11 protein-coding genes are annotated in these 6,000 nt (G+C 30.7%); 6 read left to right on the forward strand and 5 right to left on the reverse strand.

The window, feature by feature from the left end; genetic code table 11:
• Window positions 1-70: 70 nt before the first annotated feature.
• From JJ842_08810 to JJ842_08825, 4 genes are all read right to left on the reverse strand, one after another.
• The gene (locus tag JJ842_08810) at window positions 71-376 is read right to left on the reverse strand and encodes a DUF3764 family protein (GenBank protein ID MBO6972011.1); all 306 of its coding nucleotides are present in this window, start codon (window positions 374-376) and stop codon (window positions 71-73) included.
• A 459-nt stretch (window positions 377-835) separates the two neighbouring features.
• Window positions 836-1,003 (reverse strand): hypothetical protein, encoded by a 168-nt coding sequence (locus JJ842_08815; GenBank protein MBO6972012.1) that lies wholly within the window; start codon window positions 1,001-1,003, stop codon window positions 836-838.
• A gap of 241 nt (window positions 1,004-1,244) precedes the next feature.
• Window positions 1,245-1,610, reverse strand: a complete 366-nt coding sequence (locus tag JJ842_08820) for a DUF1330 domain-containing protein (GenBank protein MBO6972013.1) — start codon at window positions 1,608-1,610, stop codon at window positions 1,245-1,247.
• A 202-nt stretch (window positions 1,611-1,812) separates the two neighbouring features.
• Complete coding sequence (locus JJ842_08825; protein MBO6972014.1) at window positions 1,813-2,202, reverse strand: DUF3804 family protein; 390 nt, start codon at window positions 2,200-2,202, stop codon at window positions 1,813-1,815.
• 352 nt (window positions 2,203-2,554) lie between these two features.
• Between JJ842_08825 and JJ842_08830 the strand changes: the two genes are divergently transcribed.
• The 6 genes from JJ842_08830 (at window position 2,555) to JJ842_08855 (ending at window position 5,579) form a co-directional block, all read left to right on the forward strand.
• The gene (locus JJ842_08830) at window positions 2,555-2,827 is read left to right on the forward strand and encodes a DUF3303 family protein (GenBank protein MBO6972015.1); all 273 of its coding nucleotides are present in this window, start codon (window positions 2,555-2,557) and stop codon (window positions 2,825-2,827) included.
• Window positions 2,828-2,877: 50 nt separating this feature from the next.
• Window positions 2,878-3,141, forward strand: coding sequence for a hypothetical protein (locus JJ842_08835; GenBank protein MBO6972016.1), 264 nt, complete (start codon window positions 2,878-2,880; stop codon window positions 3,139-3,141).
• Window positions 3,142-3,384 (forward strand): hypothetical protein, encoded by a 243-nt coding sequence (locus JJ842_08840; protein MBO6972017.1) that lies wholly within the window; start codon window positions 3,142-3,144, stop codon window positions 3,382-3,384. It abuts the gene before it with no gap.
• Between the two features lie 450 nt (window positions 3,385-3,834).
• Window positions 3,835-4,473 (forward strand): hypothetical protein, encoded by a 639-nt coding sequence (locus tag JJ842_08845; protein MBO6972018.1) that lies wholly within the window; start codon window positions 3,835-3,837, stop codon window positions 4,471-4,473.
• Window positions 4,474-4,621: 148 nt separating this feature from the next.
• Window positions 4,622-4,939, forward strand: coding sequence for a hypothetical protein (locus JJ842_08850; GenBank protein ID MBO6972019.1), 318 nt, complete (start codon window positions 4,622-4,624; stop codon window positions 4,937-4,939).
• Window positions 4,940-5,318: 379 nt separating this feature from the next.
• A complete protein-coding gene (locus tag JJ842_08855) occupies window positions 5,319-5,579 on the forward strand; it encodes a hypothetical protein (GenBank protein MBO6972020.1) in 261 nt (86 codons plus the stop codon).
• A 205-nt stretch (window positions 5,580-5,784) separates the two neighbouring features.
• Here the strand turns inward: JJ842_08855 and JJ842_08860 are convergent.
• The coding region (locus tag JJ842_08860) for a DUF3303 family protein (protein ID MBO6972021.1) at window positions 5,785-6,000 on the reverse strand (216 nt) is incomplete at its 5' end.

Raw genomic sequence — 6,000 nt, forward strand, 5'->3', positions numbered from 1 at the left:
TTGCCTATTTTCCCCTGAAAATTTTAGCAACGTTTGTCCATATTTTAAAAAGTAGAAGACTTTTCATTTTTTAGTCACAACAATTGTCTTTTTTTAATGAAGTTGTCCAAGATGATTCCTCCATTGTTGATAAGTCAACTCTATGAGTTGCCATCCAGTCACCATTTGCTTCCACAAACTTTTTAACATTACCTTCTGGAGCTTGATGAATAACAATTATTTTTTGAGGATCTTCCTTGCTTACTCCTCTGAAAAGTGGCTTAATGTCAAATTCTGAATGCCTTTTATCCGCTTCCGCACTATCAAATATTGCAGACCATTCATCGAAAGTGCTTTCGATTTTAAAAGTAAATACTGAAGTGACTGAACAAGACATAAAAAAAAAGGAAATTATTGCCCTTCATTTTAGATCGACTGTCAATAATTTAAATGTTACTTTGACTTAAATAGTTTTAAAAAACTGTTACATACGGATTGACGATTATGGAAGATTTAGATCAAATTATCAAAGAAATCAGAGAAAATACATACGATAATGAACTCGCAGATATAAATATAAGAGAGCTATTAGACAGGGATAAAGAATATGAATAACTTTCCAATTTTTTTAGAAAGTTTATTGATGCCTTTATTAAGTTTAGGCATATTTATTATTTATAAAAGATCAAAGAGAAAAAAAGAAAATTTCAAGCACCACCAGCCCATCAGCTACCTAGTTAAGTGATTGGAAGTTTACCAAAACTAATTGCAATTCTTATGATTTTGCTACTTGTAGGGAGCACTTTTATTGGTGGAATTATTTATTTTGCTAGATAAAGTAAGTAACTATTTTTGATTATGAAAAATTTAATGGGAAATCAATATTTTTTGGTTCTAAATGTTTCGTATAGCAGGCTGTTGTGCAGTCGACTCCTTCACTATTGATACTGCAAGAGGTTATACATTCAAAGAAACTTTCCAAAGCCTCTGATTCTTTTATATTTGTGTAAGTGTCTTTTTTCATTGTTAATCCTCAAATCTGATTATTATTTAGCAATTTCTTCAAAATAGTGTCAAATTTTAGGTAAAGTACCTACCCAACATTTTTAGAAAAAAACTATTGATATATATCGAGTAATTTTATATAAATTCCAATTAATACTAATGTTGCGACACCTCCTCCGATAATCGTACTAGGTTGATTAAGCCAAAGCTCCTTAAAAAATTCCATCTATCTTATCTTGTTCTATTTAAAGGACTCTTTTTTATCTATTTCTTTCAACTATTCTGAAATTCATATCTATAGCTCCTTTTCTTAAGGGAATAATTTCTTGATAATCACCTTCATAACAATTCTGTGCGGCTTTTTTGCTTGGGAATTGTGCGAGTACACTAAATGGTCCGTCATATCCTTCCCTTACATCTGTTTCATAATCAACTGTTAATGTCTTCGCACCGCAACCTTTAACAACTACATCATTTACTTTTTCAAAGTATTTACCTGCTTGTTCTGGATTTGTTATCCTGCCAGAAATCATTACATAACCAACATTCTTGTCTTTTGGAACTTTATAACCAATTGCAAGGCCAGCAATGCCAGCAATTAAACCAATCAAAATAGTTTTTTTCATTTAAAATTTGATTTTTATAAATGGTATACGATTATCTCTAAGTTGGCTTTTAATTATTAACTATAAGCGGTACAAGTAGTGAGGGTTTCATTTGTTAGAGGTCATCTTGAAGGTTAAATATGCAAAACCAACTATTAATAACAAAATATCTACCTCATAAGTAATTGCTATGCCTTAAATATTCTTATCTATTAATTACTTGCTAATCCCATAAAGATAAATCTGAATCTCCCGTTGATCTTTGCATCCAATGGATTTTCCAAATCCCATTAATCTTTTTAAAGATTGAAGTTACAGTTGGCAAATCATCATTAGGAGTTCCTTTGTAAGAGAATTTTGCCCCAAGCGTAAAAACACACATTGCTACATCGGCAGAAAGAAATTCAAACTTATGAATTTTTGTAATTTCTGCTTTTTCCTGAATAACATCTCCAGAACTCATCATTTCCTCGAATCCCTTTGCACTTATTGGATTTCCACTGGGCCTGATGAGTAAAAAATCTGAAGTGGCATTATTTACAAAAAATGAGCCCATTTTCTGAGGTGTTGCTAACTCGTACAACATTGATTCAATTGTTTCTCTATCTGTCATAAAAAAAAGGGTTTTTTTATCCCTCTCATTTTAGATCGACTGTCAATTAAAAATAAATTTTGAAGTACTGAAATCTTCAGAAAACCTAGAATTGATATCAAATTGATATCAAGAGAATGATGTCAATTTTTACCCAACAAAAAAATCAGGTTGGGAAAACTTTCTATGATTTGGATTATGAGATTCGGGGCGAAAGGATTCGAATATGCTACCTAGTGCTCTTCGTAAATTAGGCCTGGGATTTGATAGTATTTTTTAAAGTCGATCTACAATAAGGGGCAATTAACAATATTTATTTTCAAGAATTATTTTTTTTGCTAGTAATAGAAAGCCAATAAAAATAAAAAATAAAATGCTTTATGTTCAGCATTGGTCATTTAAGGCCGGATATCATCAAAAAGGCGCAGAAAAATTTCTTGGTGGCGGGGGAGATTATCCTGGAGTTGAGATGATTGGAAGATATCATGCACCAGGTTCTTTAGAGGGATGGATAGTTTTAAAGACTGATGATCCAAAAGCAATATATCAACATGCTGCTGAATGGGGGGAATTTCTAAATTGGGAAACTACACCTGTATTTACTGATGAAGAAGCTGGTCCAATAGTTGCTAAAGTCTACTCATAGAATGAGATTGACAGTCAATTTAAAATAAAAAGCAATTAGCTCCTTTTTTAATGAACACTCTCATCATCTCAACTTTTAGTTGTACATTTGAAGAATTTAAAAATGATGTAACGACATTATTTCTTGAAGAAATGTGCAAGGAGTTTGTAACTGATTATGAGTTTGTAAAAGTCAATGAACACAAATCTCATTTATTAATGAACTGTACTGATTTGGAAAAATTAGGTGCAGAGATGGAATCTCCTTTTGCAAAGGAATGGGATAAAAAAAATAACTGTAAGGATACTGTATATTCGATTGAAATTGTTGCATAAATGAAATGCTTTCTACTACTAGCAACACTCACTTTCATAAAACCTCTTTACTCATGTCCAATAAAGGGTGAAGATAAAGACCAACTTTTAAGTGAGTTGTGCAATATAGATGATGGGAAATGGAACTCTAACAGACTTAATGAAATGATTATTCTCGCTAAGTATGAGAAGTTACCTCCTGAAGGCACTAAGAAAAGTAATCGAAAACTTGCAGCATTAACTTGTGATTTTGGATATCTCTGATGAAATGCTTATTTATTATAGTATTAGTTGTTTTATCTTTACCTTCCAGAATTAAGGCAGAAGAACCTTTTTATTAAAACACTTGGATGGGCACAGACTATGAACTTTTTTTAACAACAAGGAACCTCTAGAAAATGGATATATTTATAAATTCAGTACAAAATATGCAAGTAATTCAAGAAAAACACTTAAAGATTGGCAAATAGCTAATTGTTTAAAATCAACAATTGATTGGGAAATAGTTCCTTCTATTTCAAGATACGGATATGAAAGAGGGAAGCTCGAGTTAATTAAAGAAATATGCCGTTTATAATATTGAAGTTTTAATCTTAATTTTATTTACGATTAAAGCTAAGTTTTGCGTGAATCAATAATTTGCTACGATCGCACAAATAATTTAAGAAATATATGACATAATTTTAAAAATATGTTCAATTTAATAATATTTAAATGAAGTATAAAAATTTTTTAGTAAAGATAATTAAATTTGGATTAGTAGCAAGCTCTTTTTTTATTAATGATCGACTGCTAGCAGAAAATTTAAAAAGTTGTCCAGAAAATTTACCTAAGGAAGGAGTTCATCTTTATCCTGACTTGAAAGTCACTAGTACCTTCAAAAAAGGCTTAATCGACCCGCTTAATAATCCAGATTTGCAAGAATATATCGCATTATTGAAACTTAAGGTGGTAAAGCGACATCATGAGTTTGTTCATGGGACAACATATACTTCAGAACCAACAAAGTATGGAGGTAAGAGAATTACAAAAAAATCAAATGCCACTCCATATCAAAAGAAATTATCTCTTGTATCCATGAGAGGAATAGGCGCATGTATTAAAGAGGGTGTAATTTTTTTTAGCGGAGAATGGACAAAAGAATCAATTACAAGCGCAAATAGAGTTATTCAGTTTGAGGAAGGTATGAAAAAGTTGAAATCACTAAGACAGGAAGATCCAAAATTTAATTTACTGGAATTAGCAAAGAAATATCCAAATTTTTTGGGTCATGAGGATCCAACATCAACTGATGATATGAAAAAAATTTTGGAAGCTATAGAAAACTGGAAAAAATACAGGAGATTTGAGTGAAAGAAATTGGGATGGAAATATCCATAGTTAGTTCTCACAACCTTTTGTTAAAAGGTAAATAAATGAAACGCTTACTACTTGCACCGCAGGTAAATTCAGGCTTGGTTATCCTGAATTAATAACTCCTGAAGAAATAAATTTTTAATTAATGTTGCGACTTCTTCCGTTACCGATTTTTATTTGCATTTATCTATTCTCTTGGTGGAGATGTAAAAAAAATATTATCGCTAGTGATAAGCAACTAAAACCTTGCATTGATTGGGCACATATAAAAAATTTACCTCTCCCAATAAAACCTTCATTTGTCGAGTTTTATATTGTTTATGTCTCTTCTTTTTTTAAATTTCCCTTTGGAATAATTATTCAACAACTACCTTTTGCAAAGAAAGTAAGATACTACGAAAGAGAAATGAAATTAATATTTGATAAATGGAATTTAGAAAAAATTAAAAAAATAATTAACTAATTTATTTATATATCTGGAGTAAAGATATATAAATTCCTAATAATACGAATATTGCTACGCCTATTCCCATAACTGTGATGGGTTGATTATTCCAAAAATTTGTTAAAAATTCCATTAACTGGGAAGTTTAAATTTTTTTAGCTCTATTAGCTCTATTCATTACTTTTCTCAAAATATTATTTTTGATTGATAAATCAGAAATACAATAAAGAGTTAAAAACAAAACTACTTTTGCAAAAAATGAGATTTGCATAATAAAAATAACTCTACACTCATAAAAGCAAATTTCACTAAAACCGCCAATTTTCTAGAAGACCTTATAAGAGGTATTTGAATAATTTACAGTCGATTTATAATAAGGGGTAATTAGCTCTTTTTTATGAATACCTTAATAGTTTCTACTTTTGAATGTTCTTTTGAAGATTTCGATAAATTTGTAGCTGATTTTCACGAAAAGGAGGGGCATAAATATGTCGAAGAATATCAACTCATCAAGGTAAATGAACATAAAAGTCACTTAATACTTAAAGTTAAAGATTTAGAAGGATTTGCTGCTGCTACAAGTACTCCAGAGATGAAAGCGTGGGATAAAGAAAATGGTTATAAAGACATTTGTTATTCACTAACTCTAGTTGAATAAATTGAAACGCTTACTACTCCCACTACTATCAGCAGCCCTTGCTTTACCTACAGCTGTTAATTCTTTAGAGATAAACTGCAACTCAAGCATTTGGAAAAATAAACCTAGATGTGATCAGTTATTGCAGTAAGTTTCAGCTAATAGATATTTCACGCAAATTGTTGCTTCACGTAAAACTCACGCAAAATAAATCTTTGAAAAATAATCAACCTGTGAATCCCATTTTCTGTTCTGCTGCCATTAATGAGCCAACAAGCTTATGCTCAGCGACTTTTTCATTGTCAGTCATAACTGGCTTGATATCAAAATCTATATCAAACTTAACTTTCCAAGGAGCAAAATGTTCTGTCATTTTTATGCCTGCTGAAGCTTGGACAATAATATAAACATTATTTGAGTAAGAGGCATGATACCTTCCCAA

The sequence above is a fragment of the Prochlorococcus marinus CUG1433 genome, assembly GCA_017644425.1.
GTDB classification, from domain to species: Bacteria; Cyanobacteriota; Cyanobacteriia; order PCC-6307; family Cyanobiaceae; genus Prochlorococcus_A; species Prochlorococcus_A marinus_U.